Annotated in this window: 22 protein-coding genes; 7 read left to right on the plus strand and 15 right to left on the minus strand. The window is 61.3% G+C overall.

Features of this window, described 5'->3' with window-relative positions; all coding sequences use genetic code 11:
• Positions 1-4: 4 nt before the first annotated feature.
• Positions 5-577 (minus strand): acyl carrier protein phosphodiesterase, encoded by a 573-nt coding sequence (locus tag AC3WRD_RS12845; protein ID WP_096819472.1) that lies wholly within the window; start codon positions 575-577, stop codon positions 5-7.
• Positions 578-748: 171 nt separating this feature from the next.
• Between AC3WRD_RS12845 and AC3WRD_RS12850 the strand changes: the two genes are divergently transcribed.
• From AC3WRD_RS12850 to AC3WRD_RS12860, 3 genes are read left to right on the plus strand one after another with little or no spacing between them, the layout of a single operon-like run.
• A complete protein-coding gene (locus AC3WRD_RS12850; protein ID WP_007957866.1) occupies positions 749-1051 on the plus strand; it encodes an ArsR/SmtB family transcription factor in 303 nt (100 codons plus the stop codon).
• A gap of 33 nt (positions 1052-1084) precedes the next feature.
• On the plus strand, positions 1085-2248 hold the full coding sequence (locus tag AC3WRD_RS12855; protein WP_096819473.1) for an MFS transporter: 1164 nt from the start codon (positions 1085-1087) through the stop codon (positions 2246-2248).
• Positions 2249-2280: 32 nt separating this feature from the next.
• The gene (locus AC3WRD_RS12860) at positions 2281-3330 is read left to right on the plus strand and encodes an alkene reductase (protein WP_102621466.1); all 1050 of its coding nucleotides are present in this window, start codon (positions 2281-2283) and stop codon (positions 3328-3330) included.
• A gap of 251 nt (positions 3331-3581) precedes the next feature.
• Here AC3WRD_RS12860 and emhR read toward each other — a convergent pair whose 3' ends face one another.
• Positions 3582-4214: an efflux system transcriptional repressor EmhR gene (emhR, locus tag AC3WRD_RS12865; protein WP_102621467.1), complete on the minus strand. Its 633-nt coding sequence runs from the start codon at positions 4212-4214 to the stop codon at positions 3582-3584.
• Positions 4215-4481: 267 nt separating this feature from the next.
• Between emhR and emhA the strand changes: the two genes are divergently transcribed.
• The 3 genes from emhA to emhC are packed head-to-tail and all read left to right on the plus strand — an operon-like array spanning position 4482 to position 10246.
• Entirely contained in the window at positions 4482-5636 is a 1155-nt protein-coding gene (emhA, locus tag AC3WRD_RS12870) for an efflux RND transporter periplasmic adaptor subunit EmhA (protein WP_085712979.1), read from the plus strand.
• 3 nt (positions 5637-5639) lie between these two features.
• Positions 5640-8789: an efflux RND transporter permease subunit EmhB gene (gene emhB, locus AC3WRD_RS12875; protein WP_102621468.1), complete on the plus strand. Its 3150-nt coding sequence runs from the start codon at positions 5640-5642 to the stop codon at positions 8787-8789.
• Positions 8786-10246: an efflux RND transporter outer membrane subunit EmhC gene (gene emhC / locus AC3WRD_RS12880; RefSeq protein WP_102621469.1), complete on the plus strand. Its 1461-nt coding sequence runs from the start codon at positions 8786-8788 to the stop codon at positions 10244-10246. The genes emhB and emhC overlap by 4 nt, the downstream gene beginning before the upstream one ends.
• A gap of 62 nt (positions 10247-10308) precedes the next feature.
• Here emhC and AC3WRD_RS12885 read toward each other — a convergent pair whose 3' ends face one another.
• The 4 genes from AC3WRD_RS12885 to AC3WRD_RS12900 all read right to left on the minus strand — a co-directional run bounded on the left by AC3WRD_RS12885 (position 10309) and on the right by AC3WRD_RS12900 (position 14286).
• Positions 10309-12258, minus strand: coding sequence for a multinuclear nonheme iron-dependent oxidase (locus AC3WRD_RS12885; RefSeq protein WP_102621470.1), 1950 nt, complete (start codon positions 12256-12258; stop codon positions 10309-10311).
• A 15-nt stretch (positions 12259-12273) separates the two neighbouring features.
• Positions 12274-13434 carry an aKG-HExxH-type peptide beta-hydroxylase gene (locus AC3WRD_RS12890; RefSeq protein WP_102621471.1) on the minus strand — a complete coding sequence of 387 codons (1161 nt, stop codon included), beginning with the start codon at positions 13432-13434 and terminating at the stop codon, positions 12274-12276.
• Between the two features lie 15 nt (positions 13435-13449).
• Complete coding sequence (locus AC3WRD_RS12895; RefSeq protein ID WP_102621472.1) at positions 13450-13926, minus strand: GNAT family N-acetyltransferase; 477 nt, start codon at positions 13924-13926, stop codon at positions 13450-13452.
• A gap of 99 nt (positions 13927-14025) precedes the next feature.
• Complete coding sequence (locus AC3WRD_RS12900; protein ID WP_096819482.1) at positions 14026-14286, minus strand: Os1348 family RiPP precursor; 261 nt, start codon at positions 14284-14286, stop codon at positions 14026-14028.
• 586 nt (positions 14287-14872) lie between these two features.
• Here AC3WRD_RS12900 and AC3WRD_RS12905 point away from each other — a divergent pair.
• The gene (locus AC3WRD_RS12905; protein ID WP_102621473.1) at positions 14873-16129 is read left to right on the plus strand and encodes an OprD family porin; all 1257 of its coding nucleotides are present in this window, start codon (positions 14873-14875) and stop codon (positions 16127-16129) included.
• Between the two features lie 167 nt (positions 16130-16296).
• Here AC3WRD_RS12905 and pcaC read toward each other — a convergent pair whose 3' ends face one another.
• From pcaC to AC3WRD_RS12950, 9 genes are all read right to left on the minus strand, one after another.
• Entirely contained in the window at positions 16297-16689 is a 393-nt protein-coding gene (gene pcaC / locus AC3WRD_RS12910; protein WP_025110738.1) for a 4-carboxymuconolactone decarboxylase, read from the minus strand.
• 10 nt (positions 16690-16699) lie between these two features.
• Complete coding sequence (pcaD, locus tag AC3WRD_RS12915) at positions 16700-17491, minus strand: 3-oxoadipate enol-lactonase (RefSeq protein ID WP_102621474.1); 792 nt, start codon at positions 17489-17491, stop codon at positions 16700-16702.
• Between the two features lie 11 nt (positions 17492-17502).
• On the minus strand, positions 17503-18867 hold the full coding sequence (locus AC3WRD_RS12920) for a 3-carboxy-cis,cis-muconate cycloisomerase (RefSeq protein WP_102621475.1): 1365 nt from the start codon (positions 18865-18867) through the stop codon (positions 17503-17505).
• 46 nt (positions 18868-18913) lie between these two features.
• Entirely contained in the window at positions 18914-20209 is a 1296-nt protein-coding gene (locus AC3WRD_RS12925) for an MFS family transporter (protein WP_096819486.1), read from the minus strand.
• Between the two features lie 171 nt (positions 20210-20380).
• The gene (gene pcaG, locus AC3WRD_RS12930; RefSeq protein ID WP_064593979.1) at positions 20381-20947 is read right to left on the minus strand and encodes a protocatechuate 3,4-dioxygenase subunit alpha; all 567 of its coding nucleotides are present in this window, start codon (positions 20945-20947) and stop codon (positions 20381-20383) included.
• Between the two features lies 1 nt (position 20948).
• Positions 20949-21653: a protocatechuate 3,4-dioxygenase subunit beta gene (gene pcaH, locus AC3WRD_RS12935; protein ID WP_102621476.1), complete on the minus strand. Its 705-nt coding sequence runs from the start codon at positions 21651-21653 to the stop codon at positions 20949-20951.
• 36 nt (positions 21654-21689) lie between these two features.
• Complete coding sequence (gene pcaF, locus AC3WRD_RS12940) at positions 21690-22895, minus strand: 3-oxoadipyl-CoA thiolase (protein WP_173861369.1); 1206 nt, start codon at positions 22893-22895, stop codon at positions 21690-21692.
• Positions 22892-23671: a CoA-transferase subunit beta gene (locus tag AC3WRD_RS12945; RefSeq protein WP_096819489.1), complete on the minus strand. Its 780-nt coding sequence runs from the start codon at positions 23669-23671 to the stop codon at positions 22892-22894. Before AC3WRD_RS12945 ends, pcaF begins: the two co-directional genes overlap by 4 nt.
• Complete coding sequence (locus tag AC3WRD_RS12950; RefSeq protein ID WP_003222404.1) at positions 23671-24528, minus strand: CoA transferase subunit A; 858 nt, start codon at positions 24526-24528, stop codon at positions 23671-23673. The genes AC3WRD_RS12945 and AC3WRD_RS12950 overlap by 1 nt, the downstream gene beginning before the upstream one ends.
• Positions 24529-24614 lie beyond the last annotated feature (86 nt).

Genomic DNA, 24614 nt, shown 5'->3' on the forward strand with positions numbered 1-24614 from the left:
CTGCCTACAGCTGCCGGCCTGCAAAGTCCTGCAGCTGTGGGTAGAACAAGCGAAAGTCGTCACTGAGCGGTTCGTACAAACGCCGCAATTCCTGCATCGCCCCCGCCAGTTCTTCAGGTTTGCTCAGGCGCCGGGAAATCCCGCGCAGCACCTGCTCCAGCACTTCAAATTCCTGATACGAACCCAACCAGTCATTGGCCACCATGTGCGGGGCGATCTTCGCCAGGCGCTCGGGCAATTGCCGCTCGCTGGACAGCACTCGGTATACGTCAGTGGTGAATTGCGCCAGCGGTCGGTCGGCGTAGAGCGCCCAGTCCCGGGCCAGGCAATGGTCGAAAAACACGTCGAGGACGATGCCGGCGTAACGGCGACGGGTCGTGGAAAAACGCGCCAATGAAGCGTCCACCAACGGGTGGCGATCGGTGAACACATCGATCTGACGATGCAGGGCAATCGCCGCTTCGATCTCCGGATCGAACTGCCCTTGCAGCCGTCCTTTGACGAAATCGCCATACAGACTGCCGAGCCATTGACCGGGACGCTGGCCACCGAGGTGCAAATGTGCGAGATAGTTCATGGGCGCAGCTTAGCACCGCGCCCGCGTTTGTTTACACCTCACATATCGTTATAACCCGATATACCGATTTATGCGGTCGTCAGATCGAATTCATATTGGTATATCGCGAAATACCGATTTAAAGTTCGCCTCATCGCGATATAGCGCTACATACATCACGAGCAACCAGCCATGAACATTGACCTCGACGAAATAATAAAAGCCCTGGCACACCCAGTACGGCGAGACATCCTCAACTGGCTGAAAGACCCGAAAGCCCAGTTTCCGGAACAGATCCACAACCACGAGTACGGCATCTGCGCCGGGCAGATCGATCAACGCTGCGGCCTGTCGCAATCGACCGTCTCCGCGCACCTGGCCACCCTGCAACGCGCCGGGCTGATCAGCAGCCAGAAAGCCGGCCAGTGGCACTTTTTCAAACGCAACGAGGACGTGATCCAGGCGTTCCTCAGCACCCTCAGCAAAGAGCTCTGACCCTTAACGTCAGCCAGCCAAAAGGACCCAACGATGCCCCTCTCGCTCCTCATACTCGCCTTGAGCGCCTTCGCCATCGGCACCACCGAGTTCGTCATCATGGGCCTGCTGCCCGATGTGGCGGCCGACCTCGGTGTGTCGATTCCCGGCGCCGGCTGGCTGGTGACCGGTTACGCCCTGGGCGTGGCGATTGGTGCACCGTTCATGGCGATGGCCACCGCAAGACTGCCGCGCAAGGCTGCACTGGTCGCGTTGATGGGCATCTTCATTATCGGCAACCTGCTCTGCGCCATCGCCACTGACTACGAAGTGCTGATGTTCGCCCGAGTCGTCACCGCCCTCTGCCACGGTGCGTTCTTCGGCATCGGTTCGGTGGTCGCGGCCAACCTGGTGGCGCCGAACAAACGCGCCTCGGCCGTGGCCCTGATGTTCACCGGCCTGACCCTGGCCAACGTACTCGGCGTACCGCTGGGCACCGCACTCGGTCAGGAAGCCGGCTGGCGCTCGACCTTCTGGGCAGTGACCGTGATCGGTGTGATCGCGCTGATCGGCCTGATCCGCTTCCTGCCGGCCAAGCGTGACGAAGAAAAACTCGACATGCGCGCCGAACTGGCCGCGCTCAAAGGCGCCGGGATCTGGCTGTCCTTGAGCATGACCGCACTGTTCGCCGCCTCGGTGTTCACCCTGTTCACTTATGTCGCACCGCTGCTGGGCGATGTCACCGGCGTCTCGCCCCGTGGCGTGACCTGGACCTTGATGTTGATCGGCCTGGGCCTGACCGTCGGCAACATCATCGGCGGCAAGATGGCCGACAAAGGCCTGGCCGCGACGCTGATCGGCGTGTTCATCGCCATGGCCGTGACCTCCACCGTACTGACCTGGACCAGCATCGCGCTGATCCCGACCGAAATCACCCTGTTCCTCTGGGCCACCGCGTGTTTCGCCGCCGTGCCAGCCCTGCAAGTGAACGTCGTGACCTACGGCCAGGCCGCACCGAACCTGGTGTCGACCCTGAACATCGGCGCCTTCAACGTCGGCAACGCCCTCGGCGCCTGGGTCGGCGGCAGCGTCATCGCCCACGGCTACGGCCTGACCAGCGTACCTCTTGCTGCTGCGGCGCTCGCGATCCTGGCACTGCTGGTAACCCTGATCACCTTCCGCCGGAACGGCAATCCCGAGCTGGCCACCGCTAACTGATTCACTCACTTACTTCACGAGGGTTGTATCTCATGGCAACAATTTTCGATCCGATCAAACTGGGCGATCTCGAACTGTCCAACCGCATCATCATGGCGCCGCTGACTCGCTGCCGCGCCGACGAAGGCCGCGTACCGAACGCGCTGATGGCCGAGTACTACGTACAACGCGCCTCGGCCGGCCTGATCCTCAGCGAAGCCACTTCGGTGACCCCGATGGGCGTCGGCTATCCGGACACCCCGGGCATCTGGTCCAACGACCAGGTGCGCGGCTGGACCAACGTGACCAAGGCTGTTCACGCCGCCGGCGGCAAAATCGTCCTGCAACTGTGGCACGTCGGGCGAATTTCCCACCCGTCGTACCTGAACGGCGAAACCCCGGTTGCACCGAGCGCCATCCAGCCTAAAGGCCACGTCAGCCTGGTTCGCCCTTTGGCCGACTTCCCGACGCCACGCGCACTGGAAACCGCTGAGATCGCCGACATCGTCGACGCCTACCGCGTCGGCGCAGAAAACGCCAAGGCTGCCGGTTTCGACGGCGTGGAAATCCACGGCGCCAACGGTTACCTGCTCGACCAGTTCCTGCAAAGCAGCACCAACCAGCGCACCGACAACTACGGCGGCTCCCTGGAAAACCGTGCCCGCCTGCTGCTGGAAGTGACCGATGCGGCCATCGAAGTCTGGGGCGCCGGCCGTGTCGGCGTGCACCTGGCACCGCGCGCCGACTCCCATGACATGGGTGACGACAACCTCGCCGAGACCTTCACCTACGTCGCTCGTGAACTGGGCAAGCGTGGCATCGCCTTCATCTGCTCCCGTGAGAAAGAAGGCGCCGACAGCCTCGGCCCGCAACTGAAAGAAGCCTTCGGCGGCGCTTACATCGCCAACGAACGCTTCACCAAGGACAGCGCCAACGCGTGGCTGGCCGAGGGCAAGGCTGACGCTGTGGCATTCGGTGTGCCGTTCATCGCCAACCCGGACCTGCCGGCACGCTTGAAGGCCGATGCACCGCTGAACCAACCGCACCCGGAAACCTTCTACGGCAAAGGCGCGGTCGGCTACCTCGACTACCCGACGCTGTAAGCCACACTGCAGAAACGCAAAAAGCCCCCGACTCGTGAGAATCGGGGGCTTTTTCATGGGTCGCGGGACAGGTGGGCCGCTCACATTCGTTCACAGGCTCGACACAAAATCCCTACAAAATACGTAGTTCGCTACGTATCAACTCGATGGGTTGAGGTATATAAAAGCAATCCACTGCGGCGAGGCGAACGAACAGGGATCTTCATCCGCCTCCTTCGTTGACATAACCTGATCCAAATACGCATTTTGTTTCATTTGCGCAGGCTGGGGCTCCAGCGCAGCATATCCAGCCCTGTATCGACCCAGCGCTCGGCTTCGGCATACAGCTCGAAACTGTCCGGGGCCAGCAGCCATTGATACAGGATGCCATCGATAAAGGCGTGAATGCTGATGGCCGCACGGGCGGTGTCGAGGTCTTGCGGCAACTGCCCACGATTGACTGCATTACTCAACGTCAGCGCGATCCGCACATTGCAATCGAGGCTGGCCGTCCGACGCTGTTGGCGCAGGTCGCACATTTCATCGGTGAACTCGCACTTATGAAACAGAATTTCGTTGATACGCCGGGTTTTCGGGTCCAGCGCAACTTGATGAAACAAATGAATCAGCAATTTGCGCATGCAGCCCAGCGGGTCTGGCTCGTCCTCGCTTTCGCTGGCCTTGGCCAGCTCGTCCAGCGGCTCGTGCAGCGTATCGAGCATCGCCTGCAACAGGTCGGCCTTGTTGCTGAAGTGCCAGTAGATGGCGCCGCGCGTCACGCCGGCCATCGTCGCGATGTCCGCCAGCGTCGTGCGCGCAACGCCCCGCTCATAAAAAGCTTTCTCGGCCGCTTCGAGTATCTGGCTTCGTGTCTCTTGAGCTTCCTCTTTGGTACGACGGACCATGGCAGTAAAACCTCAAACAGGATGTTTCAGGGATGGCTGAATATCCGCTGAATAAAAAGGGGTGGATCTCTCGCGGATCGACTCCCCCGGCCTACAATTTCAGACCTTGCGACGACTTTTGTAACCAGGTGGGTACGCGGCAAAGGTATTTACAAACAACCATGAACGTAAGTATATTCCTTAGCAAGCTACTTATCCACCCGGTACCCTATTTTTACCCTTCCACACTTCTTGTGCGCTTTTCGCGCGCCTGACCCGAGGATCTTCATGCAATTCAAGCCAGCTGTTACCGCTCTGGTCACTGCCGTCGCCCTGGCATCGCTGCTCAGCGGATGTAAAAAGGAAGAGGCGGCTCCCGCCGCACCACCTCCTCAGGTCGGCGTCGTCACCCTGCAACCACAGGCCTTTACCCTCACGTCGGAACTGCCGGGGCGCACCAGTGCGTTCCGCATTGCTGAAGTCCGTCCGCAGGTCAACGGCATCATTCTCAAGCGTCTGTTCAAGGAAGGCGGCGATGTCAAAGCCGGCCAGCAGCTGTATCAGATCGATCCGTCGGTCTATGAAGCGACCCTGAAAAGCGCCGAAGCCAACCTGCGTTCGACCAAGTCGATCTCCGACCGCTACAAGCAACTGGTCGACGAGCAGGCCGTGAGCCGTCAGGAATACGACACGGCCGTGTCCAACCGCCTGCAATCGGAAGCTTCGCTGCAGAGCGCGCAGATCAACGTGCGTTACACCAAGGTCTACGCGCCGATCTCCGGGCGTATCGGTCGTTCTTCGGTCACCGAAGGCGCACTGGTCAGCAGTGGCCAGGCCGATGCGATGGCAACCATCCAGCAACTGGACCCGATCTACGTCGACGTCACTCAGTCTTCGGTCGAATTGCTGGAACTGCGCCGCGAGCTGGAAAGCGGCCGTCTGCAGAAGGCCGGCGACAACGCCGCCGCCGTCAAACTGACTCTGGAAGACGGCAGCCAGTACAAGCTCGACGGTAAGCTGGAATTCTCCGAAGTGTCGGTCGACCCGACCACCGGCTCCGTGACCCTGCGCGCCGTGTTCCCGAACCCGGATCACACCCTGTTGCCAGGCATGTTCGTTCGCGCCCAGCTGCAGGCCGGTGTCAACGCCGCCGCCATCCTGGCGCCGCAACAAGGCGTGACCCGTGACCTCAAGGGCACGCCGACCGCGCTGGTCGTCGGTGCGGACAACAAGGTCGAACTGCGTCAGCTCAAGGCCAGCCGTACCGTCGGCAGCCAGTGGCTGATCGAAGACGGCCTGAAAGCCGGCGATCGCCTGATCACCGAAGGGCTGCAATTCGTCCGCCCTGGTGTTCAGGTCAATCCGACCGAAGCGACCAACGTAGCCAAGAACCCGGCACCCGCCAAGGCAGCTGACAAAGCCTACGGCGGCAAAGGGGAGTAACTCATGTCGAAATTTTTTATCGACCGTCCGATTTTCGCCTGGGTAATTGCCCTGGTGATCATGCTGGTCGGGGCTCTATCGATCCTCAAGTTGCCGATCAACCAGTACCCGAGCATTGCGCCACCGGCCATTGCGATTTCCGTGACCTACCCGGGTGCTTCGGCACAAACGGTTCAGGACACCGTGGTGCAGGTGATCGAGCAACAGCTCAACGGTATCGACAACCTGCGTTATGTGTCGTCGGAAAGTAACTCCGACGGCAGCATGACCATCACCGCGACCTTCGAGCAAGGCACCAACTCCGACACCGCGCAGGTCCAGGTCCAGAACAAGCTGAACCTGGCCACCCCGCTGTTGCCGCAGGAAGTGCAGCAACAGGGTATCCGCGTGACCAAGGCAGTGAAGAACTTCCTGCTGGTGATCGGCGTGGTGTCGCGTGACGGCAGCATGTCCAAGGACGACCTGTCCAACTACATCGTGTCGAACATGCAGGACCCGATCTCCCGGACTGCCGGTGTCGGTGACTTCCAGGTCTTCGGTGCCCAGTACGCGATGCGCATCTGGCTCGACCCGGCCAAGCTGAACAAGTACAACCTGACCCCGGCCGATGTCAGCGCCGCGATCTCGGCGCAGAACGTGCAGATTTCCTCCGGTCAGCTCGGCGGTCTGCCGGCGCTGCCAGGCCAGCAACTGAACGCCACGATCATCGGCAAGACCCGCCTGCAGACGGCCGAGCAGTTCAAGGCGATTCTGCTGAAGGTCAACCAGGATGGCTCGCAAGTACGTGTCGGTGATGTCGCCGACGTCGGCTTGGGTGGTGAGAACTCCAGCATCGCGGCCCAGTTCAACGGCAAACCGGCTTCCGGTCTGGCGGTGAAACTGGCCAACGGTGCCAACGCCCTCGACACCGCCAAGGCCCTGCGCAAGACGATTGACGACCTCAAGCCGTTCTTCCCGCAAGGCATGGAAGTGGTGTTCCCGTACGACACCACCCCGGTGGTGACCGAATCGATCAAGGGTGTGGTTGAAACCCTGGTCGAAGCGATCGCGCTGGTGTTCCTGGTGATGTTCCTGTTCCTGCAGAACTTCCGCGCCACTGTCATCACCACGATGACCGTGCCGGTGGTATTGCTCGGTACGTTCGGCATCCTCGCGGCCGCCGGTTTCAGCATCAACACCCTGACCATGTTCGGTATGGTGCTGGCCATCGGCTTGCTGGTGGACGACGCCATCGTCGTGGTGGAAAACGTCGAGCGGGTGATGGCCGAAGAAGGCCTGTCACCGAAGGAAGCGACCAAGAAGTCCATGGGCCAGATCCAGGGCGCACTGGTCGGTATCGCCCTCGTACTGTCGGCGGTACTGCTGCCGATGGCGTTCTTCAGCGGTTCCACCGGTGTGATCTACCGTCAGTTCTCGATCACCATCGTCTCGGCCATGGCCCTGTCGGTAATGGTCGCGCTGATCTTCACCCCGGCACTCTGCGCCACCATGCTCAAGGCGATTCCGAAAGGCGAGCACGGCACGCCGAAACGCGGCTTCTTCGGCTGGTTCAACCGCAACTTCGACCGTAGCGTTCGCAGCTACGAGCGCGGTGTCGGCAACATCCTGCAGCGCAAGGCGCCGTACCTGCTGGCCTACATTCTGATCGTGGTCGGCATGATCTGGCTGTTCACCCGCATTCCGACCGCGTTCCTGCCGGAAGAAGACCAGGGCGTACTGTTCGCCCAGGTACAGACGCCTGCCGGTTCCAGTGCCGAACGCACGCAGGTGGTGATCGATGAAATGCGTACCTACCTGCTGGATAAAGAATCCAGTTCGGTAGCCTCGGTGTTCACCGTGAACGGCTTCAACTTCGCCGGTCGCGGCCAGAGCTCGGGTCTGGCGTTCATCATGCTCAAGCCATGGCACGAGCGTGACGCGAACAACAGCGTGTTTGCCCTGGCTCAACGCGCCCAGCAGCACTTCTTCAGTTTCCGCGATGCGATGGTGTTTGCCTTCGCCCCGCCGGCCGTACTGGAGTTGGGTAACGCCACCGGTTTCGACGTGTTCCTGCAGGACCGCGCCGGTATCGGTCACGACAAGTTGATGGAAGCCCGTAACCAGTTCCTCGGCATGGCCGCGCAGAGCAAGGTGCTCTACCAGGTCCGTCCGAACGGCCTGAACGACGAGCCGCAATACCATCTGGAAATCGACGACGAGAAGGCCCGTGCCCTGGGCTTGAGCCTTTCCGACATCAACAGCACCCTGTCGATCTCCTTCGGTAGTAGCTACGTCAACGACTTCATCGACCGCGGTCGTGTGAAGAAGGTTTACGTGCAAGGTCAGGCCGGTGCTCGCATGAGCCCTGAAGACCTGAAGAAGTGGTACGTGCGCAACAGCGCCGGCACCATGGTTCCGTTCTCCGCGTTCGCCAAGGGCGAGTGGATCTACGGTTCGCCGAAACTGGCGCGCTACAACGGTGTAGAAGCGATGGAGATCCTCGGTTCTCCGGCGCCGGGCTACTCGACCGGTGAAGCGATGGCCGAAGTCGAAGCGATTGCCGCCAAGCTGCCGCCAGGTGTCGGTATCTCCTGGACCGGTCTGTCCTACGAGGAACGTCTGTCCGGCTCGCAAGCGCCAGCGCTGTACGCTCTGTCGCTGCTGATGGTGTTCCTGTGTCTGGCGGCGCTGTATGAAAGCTGGTCGATTCCGATCGCGGTCATGCTCGTGGTGCCGCTGGGGATCATCGGTGCGCTGATGGCCACCAGCCTGCGCGGCCTGTCGAACGACGTGTACTTCCAGGTAGGTCTGTTGACGACCATCGGTCTGGCGGCTAAAAACGCCATTCTGATCGTCGAATTCGCCAAGGAGCTGCACGAGCAAGGGCGCAGTCTGCGCGATGCAGCGATCGAAGCCTGCCGCATGCGTCTGCGACCGATCATCATGACGTCGCTGGCCTTCGTCCTCGGTGTTGTACCGTTGGCGATCTCCACCGGCGCAGGCTCGGGCAGTCAACACGCGATCGGTACCGGCGTGATTGGCGGTATGCTCACGGCCACGATCCTGGCGATTTTCTGGGTCCCACTGTTCTTCGTCACTGTGTCGTCCATGGGCCAGCGCAAAAACGCCGGCAAGGATGACGCCATAGAAACTCCTAAAGAGGCTGGCCAATGAGCAAGTCGCTACTCTCCATCGCAGTCGCCGCCTTCGTGCTGAGCGGTTGCTCGCTGATACCGGATTATCAGCAGCCGCAAGCACCGGTGGCCGCGCAATTCCCACAGGGCCCGGCGTACTCGCCGGCCCAGGCACCGGCGCAGGCCGCTGCCGAGCAAGGCTGGAAGCAGTTTTTCCATGACCCTGCCCTGCAACAGCTGATCCAGGTCGCCCTGGAAAACAACCGCGACCTGCGTGTCGCGGCGCTGAACATCGACGCCTATGCCGCTCAGTACCGCATCCAGCGTGCTGATCTGTTCCCGGCAGTGTCGGCCAATGCCAGCGGCAGCCGTCAGCGGGTTCCGGCCCGTGCGTCGCAGACCGGTGAAGCGAACATCACCAGTTCGTACACCGCCACCGTCGGCATCAGCGCCTACGAACTGGACCTGTTCGGTCGGGTTCGCAGCCTGAGCGAACAAGCGCTGCAACAATACTTCGCCACCGAAGAAGCGCGCCGCAGCACCCAGATCAGCCTGGTGGCCAGCGTGGCCAACGCCTACCTGACCTGGCAGGCCGACAAGGAACTGCTGAAGCTGACTCAGGACACTCTCGGTGCCTTCGAGGAAAGCTACAAGCTGACCAGCCGCAGCAACGAAGTCGGTGTGGCTTCGGCGCTGGACCTGGCGCAGTCGCGCACCTCGGTTGAAAACGCCCGTGCACAACTGGCACGCTACACCCGCCAGGTGGCTCAGGACGAAAACAGCCTGACCCTGCTGCTCGGCACCGGCGTGCCGGCCAACCTGCAAGCGGCCAAACCGCTGTCGGATGACCTGCTCAGCGATGTGCCGGCCGGTCTGCCGTCGGATCTGCTGCAACGTCGTCCGGACATCCTTCAGGCCGAGTACAACCTGAAGGCGGCCAACGCCAACATCGGCGCGGCCCGTGCAGCGTTCTTCCCGAGCATCAGCCTGACCGCCAACGCGGGCAGCCTGAGCCCGGACCTGTCCGGCCTGTTCAAGGGCGGTTCGGGCACGTGGCTGTTCCAGCCGCAGATCAACCTGCCGATCTTCAATGCCGGCAGCCTGCGCGCCAGCCTCGACTACGCCAAGATCCAGAAGGACATTGGCGTGGCGAACTACGAGAAGTCCATTCAAACGGCCTTCCAGGAAGTCGCCGACGGCCTGGCCGCGCGCCAGACCTACACCGAGCAGTTGCAGGCGCAGCGTGACTTCGTTCAGGCCAACCAGGATTACTACCGTCTGGCCGAACGTCGCTACCGCATTGGCGTCGACAGCAACCTGACCTTCCTCGATGCCCAGCGTCAGCTGTTCAGCGCCCAACAGGCCCTGATCACCGACCGCCTTGCGCAACTGACCAGTGCGGTCAACCTGTACAAGGCACTGGGTGGTGGCTGGAATGCGCAAACCGCGCAGAACGAGCCGCTGAAAGAAGAAGCGCCGAAGATGAAGTTGTTCTGATCGTCTCGCGATAAACAAAAAGCCCACCATTCGGTGGGCTTTTTGTTTATCGCGCAACGCATTCAGCCGCCGACACCGTTGAGCAGAAACACCGGTTCTTCCAGATAATCGAGCCCCAGGCGGTTTTCGAACATTTCATCGCGCAGAGCCGCCGTGGTGAAACACCCGAGGTTCAGCGCGGTGGCCACCAGTGAAAACGTCTGGCTCAGGTGCCCGGCATCCATCAACGCCACCCTCAGTGCCCGGCTGAACTCGTACTTCCAGGACAACCGCTCGACCCGCGCGGTGGACACGAACACCGCGGCCGCGTCCTTCACCCAGGGTTGCCCGCCGCTGGCCTCGCTGATCCAGGTTCTAGGATCCTCCCGCGACAGCAATTCCAGTCCGTGACGACGTACGGAGTAGTGATAAAGCCCCCGCTCGAAACCCTGCACATTCATCAGCACCGCGTACACCTCGGTGGCTTGCAGCGAGCCGCCGGAGGGCGAGGTTTTCTTCAGAAAATAGTCGCCCATACCGTTCGGTTCCATCGCCGTCACGCCCCAGGTGTAATAGAGCAGCAGGGACAATTGCGTCGGGGTCAACGGCTTGCCGCTGAACGCCCGAGACGTACGCCGGGCGCACAGCGAATCAAGCAGTGTCGTTTCGGCGAGGGTCTCGCCGGGCACCAGCAGCGGGTTTTCCAGGGCAATGAAAGGATGAGAGTGATAGTCCTTGAAGGATGACGGCTGACGCTGCTGCGAGGCCTTCTGTTCAAGCTCGGCCTCAAGCTCGACGACGCTGACATAGGGTGTCTGCAAACCGGTGCGGGTGCTGAGGTAAAACTCCAGCGCCGCCTCCCAGCGCGACCAGAGCTTGAGCGGTTGCCTGTGCACCCTGTCCCGCGAACCTGCGACAGATTGCACAATCCCGTGACTCACCAGCGCCTGCAAAAAAGCCAGATGACTGCCCTGCTCCGGGCTATTCAAGACGCCCGGCAGCATCAGCGCACTCTCAAGCGAATGCGGGGTCATGAAGTGGTTCAACAACGGCAGCAACGTCAGGCAGAAATCCAGACTCAGGCCCGACTGCCGATCTCGCAGCACAAAGGATGAAGACCCGACACTGAACCACACGCTTTCCCTGAGCTTGAGCAACGAGCCGGGCTCGAGGGCCTGAGTGTCCGGCGCTGGCGGCGGCTCGCGGCCCTGCCAGAACATATCCCTGGGCTTGAGACGCTTGATGTCGCGAATCAGGACCTCCAGTTGCGCATCGTCGGCCCTGTCGGCGATGTCCCACTCCAGCGTCACCGCCCTGACCGGGGACACCGCAAACAGCTGCGCCAACAAGTCCCAGTCCCGACGCGGATGCCCGGTGTGGATTTCAATCAGCCGATCCAGCGGCAACGAACGCAAGTAATCCTTGAAGTCGTAACCCAGCGCTTTGGCGGTGGTGATGGCGCTGTCCAGATCCAGCAGAAACCCCGCACCGCTGCGCTGCACCACGCTTGAAATGAATTCGCCTTCCGACTGCTCGGGGGCGTCGGCCAATGAAAACAGACGTGGCGCGTTTTCCAGCACCAGCGGTGTCGCGGTCAGCGCTTGCAGTTCAAGGGCGTTGGCAACCACCGTGTCGGCCACTTCCGCTGCCAGGGTCGGCAAGATGAAGTGCTGGGTGTCGCCGCCGTGAAACCGCGACCAGGAAATGTGCTCGGCCAGCCAGGGTGATCGGGTTCTGTCGCACAGCCGTCGGGTCATCTGCAGAAACTCGCGATCCATCGCGATGCCCACACTGCCGAGAGACAGGCTGGAGGAATGCAACAGACTGGGCGTCTGCTCCCCGACTTCGAGCAGTCGCGGCTCGAGGATGCTGTGGGTCGGCTGAAACTCCAGGTAATCGAAATATGGCAGGCCTTCGGCGAGGATCCGCTCCAGAGTCGGATCGACTGCATGATCCGCAACCCGGTGCCGGGGCAAGTGATACTCCAGCCCTACCCCGGCCTCGGGAAACCGCGAAGCATCGAACATCGTCATGATTGCCTCCCGGGCTCAGGCCGTTGCACCCAATACCGGCGGCGTCGTGGTCAGTGGCACCGCAGCGGCCAGCCGCCCGGCGTATTTGCTCTCCATGGCCCGCACCTCGGCGGCAAGGTTTTCCAGCAACTGGCGCCCGTGGGGCGTGAAATCCTCACTGCCTTGAAGGTCCGGCAAGGCCCGGATCAACCCCCGCAGAATGAACAACAGACGGTTCTGCGCCCGCTGCAATTCCTCGTCGGAACGCGACCGCACCCGTTCCATGTACTTGACCAGCGCGATGTACACGTAAAACGCATGAAAGTAGCCATACAGGTCACGCTTCTGGCCCGACCACGGCAAGCTGAATGACGCCTCCTGCGAAGCATCGGGGTCGACGACCGCCGACACCTCGACGACGTGATAAAGCAACTGATGAGTCGCCTCATGCACCAGGGATTCCTCAAGATCGAGGATCGAGTCGTCCCGGCTCGCCAGAAGGATGACGCCGGTGTAGCGCGAAGCCGAACAACTGCGAAAGGTACCGTCCGGCAGGTAACAAATGGATTTGATCAGAGACTTCATCTGTTCGCGGCAGGCCGGCCAGGTGTGCTCGATCCGCAACAAGGCAATCTTTACCACGTCAGCGAAGAACCGACTGGAAACACCGCCGCGCTCCAGACGCTTGCGGGTCGCTTCGTCTTCCGGGAATTCATAACTGGGCGGCGTGGCCTGCATGATCAGCGGATCGGCGTCGAACCGGTAGACCGGCGGGTCGTTCTGAACCACGACCGACTTGCTCCGGGCCTTGACCCTGTCGAGCATCTCGGGAAACTCGAATAATGTCTTTTCCAGTTCGGCAGTACTCTCTGACTTTCCGACCAGAAAGTGATTGGTTAAACGAAACGCCTGCCCGGTCCATATCTGAAAAACCGGGTCATTGATAATCGAAGCCTGCTCACGGGGTGGCAGCAATACAAGTTCCACCGCCTGTTCGAAAAACACCGAGCACCGCGACTCCCCGGAAAATAACTTGAATAATTCGGCATATAAAACCATGAAGATGGTGAAACGATTGCGACTGACATGTTCAAGTAATATTTCAAATCTTGAATATCTGGCATCAGCAAGAAATGTGTTCCCTTTAAACAAGTCATCAACCGTCGAATCAAATTCGCCGTGGTTTCCAATATCCATTTTTCAACCATCCTTTCAGGCAGGCGGCAATGGTTTCGCCATGGTCAGACTGGCGATGTCATAGCCCAATTGTTCATAAAGACCACGCGCCGGCAGGTTGCGGCCAAACACATGCAGACGCATTTCCTCGCAGCCGTTCTGGCGCGCCCAGTTTTCGGCGGCCAGCATCGATTGCCGGGCATGCCCCTGACGGCGCTCGCCAGGCTCGATGTAGATATCCAGGATGAAGGCAATCGGCTTCGTGCCGACATGTCGACGGGCGATCCACAACTCGCCGATGCGTCGCTGGCTGTCCCGGATCACCCAGAGCTGATGGTTTTCGGTCAGCCGTCCCTTGTCCAGCAACTGCGCGAAAGCCGTGGCGGATCGGTGTGAGGCCTCTGCCTGGCTCCACTCTCCCGAGGCGACCATGCCCTGGGCGTACTCTTCGACCGCCCTTTCGGTGAACGTCACAAAGTCCGCGTCGTCCATGGGAATCAAGGTGACTGACATACGTCGCTCACTCCCTCTGCATGCACTTTGCAATCGGGCCATTTGGCGCGCACAGAGCCGGATCGCCGCTCCACGACACGCCAAACAGCCCCCCGGGCATCAGTCCATCCGTGCCTGAATCTGTTGTTGCTGGTCAAAGATCGCAGCCGTTCCCAGTTTGTCGCGAATACCCGCCCCCGCGGTGCCCAGTTTTGCCACATCAATATTCTTGACGGCGCTCAGTTCGGTTGCGCTCAAGTGCACACCAATGCCCTTGGCCGCGCCTTCAGCATCCTTGTGCAACTGTTCCGCAAAGTCCTTATCAATAAGGGCACGACCGACCACCGTCGCGAGACGTTCCTGATTCACTTTTGCAGGCATGTTATCTCTCCTTGTTATCAATAATTAATTCTCTCGAGAGCGACAACAAACCTCCCTGCCCCTTTCGAGAATTTTGAATATAGCAATGCCTGTTTCCTTTGCCAGTTACAACGCAGCTTCCCGTTAAACCTTTTCACGATAAGCGATAACGCCAATTATTAAGTTGAACCCACGATGATTGAGAGAGCCTTTATTACAACAATTACTGTAGGTAATTTCCTACAACTAAAGAAATAAGCACATCCACAATCGCCATTAATAGAACGCCGCCGGAACAACTCGTTAATACGAAACATAAACACGGGATTTCATTAAGAATGCGCTGAGAACGGAAAATAAAACCCTCGCCGATTAGCGTTCGATAATCGCACAAAACCCTGTTTACCCCGATTGAATCCCCGTGCCGATCCCCCTCACCATTGCCCACACCAACAAAACCAATAAAAACAGGTTCATCCCCATGACCACGCGTCCTCCCCGCTCGGGCTGATCCCGCCCTTCGTTTCATCGAGTCCGTTTCTTGTCTGCAACCTCCGGTTGCGGCTGCGAACTGCTTCATCCCAAACAATTAGAGAGACCCGAGCCCATGACACGTTTCACAACACCTTACGCACTCAGCCTGATCGCCCTGGCACTGGCCGGCGCCGCTTTGCCCGTCGTGGCCGAAGAAGCCGGTTTCGTCGAAGGGGCCAAGGCCGACCTGAACCTGCGCAACTTCTACATCAATCGCAATTTCACCAACCCGACCAAGGCTCAGGGCAAGGCCGAAGAGTGGACGCAAAGCTTTATCCTCGACGCCAAGTCCGGTTTCACCCAGGGCACCGTCGGTTTCGGCATGGACGTGTTGGGGCTGTACTCGGTGAAACTCGATGGCGGCAAAGGCACCGGCGGCACGCAACTGTTGCCGCTGGATCATGACGGTCGCCCGGCGGACAACTTTGGTCGCACCAACGTGGCGTTCAAGGCCAAGCTGTCGCAGACCGAAATCAAGGTCGGCGAGTGGATGCCGGTATTGCCGATCCTGCGTTCGGACGACGGCCGCTCGCTGCCGCAGACCTTTCGCGGCGGACAGATCACCTCGAAGGAAATCGCCGGCCTGACCCTGTATGGCGGCCAGTTCCGCGCCAACAGCCCCCGTGACGACAGCAGCATGAGCGACATGTCGATGTTCGGCAAAGCCGCGTTCACCTCCGACCGCTTCAACTTTCAGGGCGGCGAATATGTATTCAACGACAAGCGCACACAGATCGGCCTGTGGAACGCCGAACTCAAGGACATCTACAGCCAGCAGTACGTCAATCTGATCCACAGCCAGCCGCTGGGCGACTGGACCCTGGGCGCCAACCTCGGTTTCTTCTACGGCAAGGACGACGGCAGCGCCCGGGCCGGCGAGCTCGACAACAAGACCTGGTCGGGGATGTTCTCCGCGCGATACGGCGGCAACACCTTCTACGTCGGCCTGCAAAAACTCACGGGCGACAGCGCCTGGATGCGGGTCAACGGCACCAGCGGCGGCACCCTCGCCAACGACAGCTACAACTCAAGCTACGACAACGCCCGGGAACGTTCCTGGCAACTGCGCCACGACTACAACTTCGCCGCCCTCGGCGTGCCCGGCCTGACCCTGATGAACCGCTACATCAGCGGCGACAATGTGCACACCGGCACCATCACCGACGGCAAGGAATGGGGCCGCGAATCGGAACTGGGCTACACCGTGCAGAGCGGCACGCTGAAGAATCTGAACGTCAGATGGCGCAACTCGACCATGCGTCGCGACTTCAGCAACAACGAGTTCGACGAGAACCGGTTGATCATCAGTTACCCGATCAGCCTGCTCTAGGTCGCTGTGCCATCCGTCAGGATTAATGGCACGCCGCCAGCCGCCGAGTAGAGAGGGAGCACCTGAAGGACTCAGGTGACCCACCCTCTTCGCTTCCCTGGGTTTGATTGATCAGAGCCACGACCGCCATCGCGGACCTGCTCGCGATGGCGTCCGCTGGAACGCTTTCACTCTCGGGATTCGACACCCAACTCATCCCACACCGACTCGGCCAGATGAAAGGTCGCATTCGCCGCCGGAATTCCGCAGTAGATCGCGCTCTGCATGATCACTTCCTTGATCTCGCCACGGCTCACGCCATTGTTGGCCGCTGCGCGCAGGTGCAACTTGAGTTCGCCTTCGCGGTTCATGCCGATCAGCATGGCGATGGTGATCAGGCTGCGGGTGTGGCGCGGCAGGCCCGGACGGGTCCAGATATCGCCCCAGGCGTGACGGGTGATCATCTCCTGGAATTCCGAGTTGAACTCGGTCAGCGTAGTCAGGCTGCGATCGACATGGGCGTCGCCGAGGACCGCACGGCGCACTTGCATGCCGTCGTCATAACGTTGTTTCTCGTCCACGGATATCCCCTCAAGCGGCCAGCAGAAATGTCAGCACGCGGTCGCTGAACGCGTCGCCGGCCTGAACGTTGGAAAGGTGTGCGGCATAAAACTCGGCGTACTCGGCGCCGCGCACGTGCTCCTGAATGAAATGTCCGCCGGACGGCGGCGTCACTGCGTCTTCAGTACCGGCGATCACCAGTAGCGGTGCCTTGATCGACGATAACTGTTCACGGAAATCCGCATCGCGCACCGCCGCGCAGTTGGCGGCGTAACCTTCAGGATTGGTCGCGGCCAGCATGTCGGTGATCTGCTTGGCCACTGCCGGATGGGCGGCAGAAAAGTCTGGGGTAAACCAACGGGCAATCGATGCATCGCGCAACGCGACCATCGCCGCCGGGCCGTCGCGCAGCACGGTTTCGATGCGCGGATTCCACACCGACGGATCGCCGATTTTCGCCGCCGTGTTGCAGACGATCAGTTTGTTCAGACGCTGGCCGGCGTTGATCCCCAGCCACTGGCCGATCAGGCCACCCATCGACAGACCACAGAAGTGCGCACGTTCGATATGCAGTGCATCCAGCAGCGCCAGCACGTCGCGGCCCAGTTGCTCGATGCTGTACGGGCCCGGTGTCACCAGCGACTGGCCGTGACCACGGGTGTCAAAACGCAGCACGCGAAAGTGCTCGGTGAACGCCGGCATCTGGGCGTCCCACATGTGCAGATCGGTACCCAGCGAGTTGGACAGCACCAGCACCGGCGCATCGACCGGGCCTTCCAATGAGTAATGCAGTTCGCCATCGGCGAGTTGAACGAAAGCCACAGCCCTCTCCTTCAGACAGATAACGCGTGATGTTCGGCCACCGCACGCTCGACCCAGACCCGCGCCTGGCCAAGGTAATGGGCGGGATCGAGCAGATGATCCAGTTCGGTAGCGCTGAGTTCGGCGGTCACTTGCGGTTCGTCGCCGAGTACCGCACGCAGATGGCGTTGTTCGGCCACCGCCCGTTTACAGCATTGTTCGAGCAGATGATGCGCGGTGTCGCGGCCAACCCGTTGCGCAAGGACGATGCTCACCGCTTCGGCCAGCACCAGGCCTTGGGTCAATTCCAGGTTGCGGGCCATGCGCGCGGCATCGACTTCCAGACCGTCGGCCAGCAGCCGCGCCTGTTGCAGCGCGCCCGACACCAGGCAGCAGATGTCCGGCAAGGTTTCCCATTCGGCGTGCCACAAGCCGAGGCTGCGCTCGTGCTCCTGAGGCATGGCGCTGAACAGCGTCGAGACCAGACCCGGTACACGGGTCGCCGCGCCGATCAGCACCGCTGCACCTACCGGGTTGCGCTTGTGCGGCATGGTCGAGGAGCCGCCCTTGCCCGGCGCTGAAGGTTCAAATACTTCTGCCGCTTCGGTCTGCATCAACAGGCTGATGTCGCGGCCGAATTTGCCGAGGCTGCCGGCGATCAGACCGAGCACCGCGCCGAACTCGACGATGCGATCACGCTGGGTGTGCCACGGTTGTTCCGGCAGGGTCAGTTGCAGTTCTTCGGCCAGCGCATGGGCAATCGGCAATGCCTGTTCGCCCAGCGCGGCGAGGGTGCCCGAGGCGCCGCCGAATTGCAGCACCAGCAGGCGCGGCTTGAGTTCGCGCAGACGCTGTCGGCTGCGAGTGATTGCACCGAGCCAACCGGCGATCTTCATGCCGAGGGTCACCGGTGTTGCATGTTGCAGCCAGGTGCGTCCGGCCAGTGGCGTCGCCGAGTAGCGTTGCGCCTGGGCCGCGAGGGCGTCGGCCAGTTGCGCCAGCTCCCCTTCGATCAGTTCCAGCGCCTGACGCAATTGCAGCACCAGCCCGGAGTCCATCACGTCCTGGCTGGTGGCACCCAGATGCACATAGCGCTCGGCCTCGACATCGGTTGCGGCAATCCGTTTGCCCAACGCCTTGACCAGCGGAATCGCCGAATTGCCCGCCGTGGCGATGGCTTCGCCCAATGCGGCGAAATCAAACAGCTCGGCGCGACAGGCGTTTTCGATGGATGCCACAGCACTCGCCGGAATCACCCCGACCCGCGCTTCGGCCCGGGCCAGCGCCGCTTCGAAGTCGAGCATCGCCTGCACCCGGCCCTGATCGCAGAACACGTCGCGCATATCGCGGGCAGTGAAATAGGCATCGAACAATTGATTGCCCGGTCGCTGAGTCATAAACAGTCCTTGCAGGCGCGGGCCGTTGTGGCCCGCGCACTTCGGTTTAGAGATCGTGGTGCAAGTAGGCGGCCTGTTTCGGCAGACGCAGGCTGAACAGGAACGCCACCGCCATCATCACCGTGACGTACCAGTAGAAGGCGTTTTCCATGCCCCCGGCTTTCAGGCTCAGGGCCACGTATTCGGCCGAACCGCCGAAGATCGCGTTAGCCACCGCGTAGGCCAGGCCGACGCCGAGGGCGCGGACTTCCGGCGGGAACATTTCGGCTTTCACCAGGCCGCTGATCGAGGTGTAGAAACTGACGATCGCCAGCGCCACGGTGATCAGCACGAAGGCCAGGAACGGGCTGCTGACGCTTTTCAGGCTCAACAGGATCGGCACAGTGAACAGCGTGCCGAGGGCACCGAACCAGAGCATCGAGTTACGCCGGCCGATCTTGTCGGCGAGCATGCCGAACAGTGGCTGCATGCACATATATAAGAAGAGCGCGCCGGTCATGATGAAGCTCGCGGTCTTGGCGTGCATGCCGGCGGTGTTCACCAGGTACTTCTGCATGTACGTGGTGAAGGTGTAGAAAATCAGCGAGCCACCGGCGGTATAGCCGAGGACGGTGATGAACGCAGCCTTGTGATCGCGGAACAGCGCACGGATGCTGCCGGCGTCTTTGTGTTCGCGTATTTCCTTGTTGGTGGTTTCTTTCAAGGCGCGACGCAGGAACAACGAAATCAGCGCCGCCACCGCCCCGACCACGAACGGAATCCGCCAGCCGTAGGCCCGCAGTTCATCTTCAGAGAGGAATTGCTGCAGGATCACCACCACCAGCACCGCCAGCAGTTGACCGCCGATCAGGGTCACGTACTGGAAGGAAGCGAAGAAACCGCGCTGGCCCTTGAGTGCCACTTCGCTCATGTAGGTCGCGGTGGTGCCGTACTCACCGCCCACCGACAAGCCCTGCAACAGGCGCGCGAACAGCAACAGCACCGGCGCCCAGACCCCGATGCTGTTGTAGGTCGGCAGACAGGCAATGAGCAACGAGCCGAAACACATCATCAGAATCGAGATCAGCATCGAGTTCTTGCGCCCGTGCTTGTCCGCCACCCGGCCGAAGATCCAGCCGCCGATCGGTCGCATCAGGAACCCGGCCGCGAACACGCCTGCGGTGTTGACCAGCTGCACCGTGGGGTTGTCGGAGGGGAAAAACGCCGGGGCGAAGTAGATCGCGCAGAAGGCGTAGACATAGAAGTCGAACCATTCGACCAGGTTGCCGGACGAGGCGCCGACAATGGCGAATATGCGCTTGCTGCGCTCCTCGCCGGTGTAATGAGCTGTGGTGGTTGTCATTGTTTTTCACTCGATAGGGACAGTGAGAGTCTAGACACACTTCGCAACAATCCCGTTCCACATCCTGTATTGATCGTTCCCACGCAAACGCATTCGGCGCCTCGACGTTGATCGTTCCCACGCTCTGCGTGGGAACGATCAGTACTCTGCGCGGGAAGGTGCAGTGTTCTTTCAATAATCGAAGAACACGGTTTCCGCGTCAGTGCCCTGCAGGATCACATTCCACTGATAAACGCCCGCCGCATCCGGCTTGGCCAGCAACGTGGTGCGGCGCTCGGCCGGTACGCATTCGAGCAGCGGATCATTGACGTTCGCCGGATCGCCCTCGAAATAAATCCGCGTCAGCAAGTGCTTTACCAACCCGCGCGCGAACACCAGCACCACCAGGTGCGGCGCCTGGGTCGAGCCTTTCAGGCCTTCGACCGTGCCCGGTTTGATCGTGGTGAAACGGAAGCGCCCTTCGGCATCCACCGGCACCCGGCCGAAACCTTCGAAATTCGGGTCCAGCGGTTTGGCCTGTTCGTCTTCCGGGTGATCGTATTTGCCGGCGGCGTTGGCCTGCCAGACTTCGAGCATGGCGTCGTTGACGACATCGCCGTTGCCATCCACCACTTGTCCGGTGATCGCCACGCGCTGGCCGAGGGTCAGTTCGTTGGCGAGGTTCTCGCGGTTCAGCCAGGTCAGGCCGATGTGGTAATACGGCCCGACGGTGTGGGACGTGGTCGCAGTCAGGGTCATCTCATTTCTCCATCGGCGTGGCTTCGCGGCCGCGCAGCACGATGTCCCAGCGATAAGCGAGGGCGTAGGACGGAATGTTTTTTTCCAGATCGAAAGCGGCGATCAGGCGTTCCTTGGCCGAGGTGTCCGGCACGCAGTTGTAGATCGGGTCATACGGCAGCAATGGGTCGCCGGGGAAATACATTTGCGTGACCAGACGCGTCAGGATGCTCGGCCCGAACAGCGAGAAATGCACGTGCGCCGGGCGCCAGGCGTTGTGGTGGTTACCCCACGGATAGGCGCCAGGCTTGATGGTCTGGAACTGATACCAGCCGTCGGCGTCGGTCACGGTGCGGCCGGTGCCGGTGAAGTTCGGGTCCAGCGGTGCGTCGTGCAGGTCGCGGGCGTGGTTGTAGCGACCGGCGGCGTTGGCCTGCCAGATCTCCACCAGAATCCCCGGTACCGGCAGACCGTCTTCATCGAGCACACGGCCGTGAATGATGATCCGCTCACCCAGCGGTTCGCCTTGATGCTGGGCAGTCAGATCGTTATCGGTGTCGGCCACTCGTTCGGCGCCGATGGTCGGGCCGGTGATTTCCGACAGCGAATGCGGCAGGAACACCAACGGCTTGGACGGCGAGCGCAAATTGGTGGATTGATAATTCGGGTGCAGGTACGGCGGCTGGGTGCCTTCCTGCGGGCGGCGGTAACCAGGCTTGTCAGTCATTTCGCTTTCCTCTGTTCTTGTTCGTCACGGCTTGCGTCAGACGCGTTCGATGGCCAGGGCCAGACCCTGGCCGACACCGACGCACATGGTCGCCAGACCTTTCTTGCCACCGGTCTTTTCCAGCTGATGCAGGGCGGTCAGCACCAGGCGCGCGCCGCTCATGCCCAACGGATGACCGAGGGCAATCGCGCCGCCGTTCGGGTTGACCTGGGCCGCGTCGTCCGCCAGTCCCAGTTCGCGTAATACCGCCAGACCCTGGCTGGCAAACGCTTCGTTGAGTTCGATCACATCGAAATCGCTGACCGCCACGCCGAGGCGTTCGGTGAGTTTGCGCACTGCCGGCACCGGGCCGATGCCCATCACCCGTGGCGCAACCCCGGCGCTGGCCATGCCCAGCACTTTGGCCCGAGCGGTCAAACCGTGTTTTTTCACTGCTTCAGCCGAAGCCAGAATCAGCGCGGCGGCACCGTCATTCACGCCCGAAGCGTTGCCGGCGGTGACGGTCTTGTCCGGGCCGTTGACCGGTTTCAACTTGGTTAGGGCTTCAATCGTGGTGTCGGCACGGGGATGTTCGTCCTGGCTGACCACGGTTTCGCCTTTCTTGTGGGCGATCCGCACTTCGACGATTTCCTCGGCGAAGTAGCCGGCAGCCTGAGCGGCGGCCGTCCGTTGCTGACTGCGCAAGGCGAAAGCGTCCTGATCCTCGCGGGAGATTTCGTAGTCGTCGGCGACGTTGTCGGCGGTCTGCGGCATCGCGTCGACGCCGTACTGCGCCTTCATCAACGGGTTGATGAAACGCCAGCCGATGGTGGTGTCTTCCAGTTTCATGTTGCGCGAAAACGCCGCGTCAGCCTTGCCCATCACGAACGGCGCGCGGGACATCGACTCGACACCGCCGGCAATCGCCAGCTCCATTTCGCCACTGGCGATGGCGCGGAACGCCGTGCCGATGGCGTCCATGCCCGACGCGCAGAGACGATTGAGGGTGACACCCGGAACGCTGTCCGGCAGACCGGCCAGCAGTAGCGCCATGCGCGCCACGTTGCGGTTGTCTTCGCCGGCCTGGTTGGCGCAGCCAAGGAATACTTCGTCGATGGCGCTCCAGTCCACCGACGGATTGCGCTCCATCAGGGCCTTGATCGGCACGGCGGCCAAGTCGTCGGCGCGAACAGCCGCCAGACCGCCACCGAAACGACCGATGGGAGTACGAATCGCATCGCAGATATAAACGTCGCGCATCATGCTTCTCCCGGTGCCTGGCCGTGGGCCGCGGCGGTGCGGGCTTCGAGATCACGCAGGGCGGTCAGCTCGACCTCGGTGGGTTCGGCGCTGGTGGCAACGCTGTCGGCAAAACGGATCGCCCAACCGGTGGCGGCGACCACTTGCTCGCGGGTCACACCGGGGTGCAGTGCGGTGACCACGAATTCGTGGGTGCCCTCTTCCGGCTCCATGATGCACAGGTCAGTGATGATCCCGACCGGGCCGGCGCCCGGCAGGCCCAGACGTTTGCGCGAATCGCCGCCCTCGCCATGGCCGACCGAGGTAATGAAATCGAGCTTGTCGACAAACGAACGCGCCGACTGTTTAAGGATGATCAGCACGCTTTTCGCGGAGCCGGCGATCTCCGGCGCGCCACCGGCACCCGGCAGACGCACTTTCGGCTGGTGATAATCGCCAACCACGGTGGTGTTGATGTTGCCGAAACGGTCGACCTGCGCTGCGCCGAGGAAACCGACGTCGATGCGTCCGCCCTGCAGCCAGTAGCGAAAAATCTCACCGGTTGGCACGACGGTGTCGGCGGTTTCCGCCAGTTCGCCGTCACCGATCGACAGCGGCAGTACGCTGGGTTTGGCGCCAATCGGGCCGGACTCGTAGATCAGCACCACGTCCGGCGAAGAGGTCAGCCGCGCCAGGTTGGCGGCTTTCGACGGCAGGCCGATGCCGACGAAGCACACCGAGCCGTTCTTCAGGCGACGGGCCGCGGCGACGGTCATCATTTCATTAGTGGTGTAAGTCATTACTTGGCCTCCGAGGCAGCGGCCAATTTGGCCTGGAACTCGCTGAAGTCAGCGCAGCCATGGATGTATTCGTTGATCCACGCGGTAAACGTCTCACGGTCGCGGGCGATCGGGTCCCACGCCTGATAGAAGCGGTTGTCACGCTCGGTGTAACCGTGGGCGTAGGACGGATGCGCGCCACCGGGCACATGGCAGACCGCGCTCAGGGCCCAGGTCGGCAGCACACAGGCGTTCATCGGCGCGTTGAGGTTGTCGACGATTTCTTCGACGGTGACGATGCAACGCTTGGCGGCCAGCGCGGCCTCTTTCTGCACACCGAGAATGCCCCACAGCAGCACGTTGCCCTGACGGTCGGCTTTCTGGGCGTGGATCACGGTCACGTCCGGGCGCACCGACGGCACCGCTGCCAGCACTTCACCGGTGAACGGGCACGTCACAGACTTGATCAGCGGGTTGACCTTCGGCAGGTCGGAACCGGCGTAGGCCCGCAGTACCGCGAACGGTAGGCCGGAGGCGCCGGCGACGTAGGCATTGGCCAGGTCGGCGTGGCTGTGTTCTTCGATTTCCAGCGCGTGCGGCCATTGTTTCTCGACCGCGTCGCGCAGACGGTGCAGCGAACCCACGCCAGGGTTGCCGCCCCAGGAGAAGATCAGCTTGCGTGCACAGCCGGCGCCGATCAGTTGGTCGTAGATCAGGTCAGGCGTCATCCGCACCAGGGTCAGATCTTTCTTGCCCTGACGAATGATTTCATGACCTGCCGCCGTAGGGATCAGGTGAGTGAAGCCTTCGAGCGCGACGGTGTCGCCGTCGTTGACGAATTGCTTCACCGCGTCGTGCAGCGAAAGGATCTCAGCCATGGAGCGGGCTCCCGTTTTTGTAGTGGATCGCCAGTGATAAAAAGGCGCGAGGTTGTGCGCCGGAGTCACTGAAGATTAAGCCGCTG

The sequence above is a fragment of the Pseudomonas sp. FW215-R2 genome (assembly GCF_058789255.1).